Source organism: Janthinobacterium sp. Ant5-2-1 (assembly GCF_001445815.1).
GTDB lineage: Bacteria > Pseudomonadota > Gammaproteobacteria > Burkholderiales > Burkholderiaceae_D > Janthinobacterium > Janthinobacterium lividum_E.
In genome coordinates, this window is record NZ_LNCE01000172.1 from 1 (window position 1) to 502 (window position 502).

At 66.1% G+C, this 502-nt stretch carries 1 protein-coding gene; it reads left to right on the forward strand.

Annotated features, from left to right (window positions below):
• A partial coding sequence (locus ASN89_RS29155; protein WP_321166444.1) for a ShlB/FhaC/HecB family hemolysin secretion/activation protein occupies positions 1 to 502 on the forward strand: 502 nt, incomplete at both ends.

The window sequence follows — 502 nt, forward strand, 5'->3', positions numbered from 1 at the left end:
TGCGCAACCAGAGCAAGTTGTCCGACGGCCTGGCCGGCACGATATTGGCCGGTCTCGACGGGCAAGTGATTTCCACGCCGCCGCTGGAGCGGCGCTTGCTGCTGCTGTCGGACTTGCCGGGCGTGCAGGTCAGCTCGACCCTGGCGCCGGGCGCCTCGCTGGGCGCGTCCGACCTGATCGTCGAGGTGCAGCCGGGATCGCGCTTCAACGGCAGCATCGACGTCGATAACCAGGGCAACCGCTACACGGGCCGCAACCGCATCGGCGCTACCTTGAACATCAATGAACTGGCCGGCATCGGCGACGTGGCCACGCTACGCGCCTTCACCTCGGCCGACGGGCTCAACTACGTGCGTGGCGCGTATCAGGGGCAGGCCGGTTTGCTGCGCCTGGGCGGCGCCTACACGTATATGGATTACAAGCTGGGCAAGGAATTTGCCGTGCTCGAGGCCAAGGGCACGGCGAAGATCGCCAGCGCGTATGGCAGTTATCCGCTGATCCG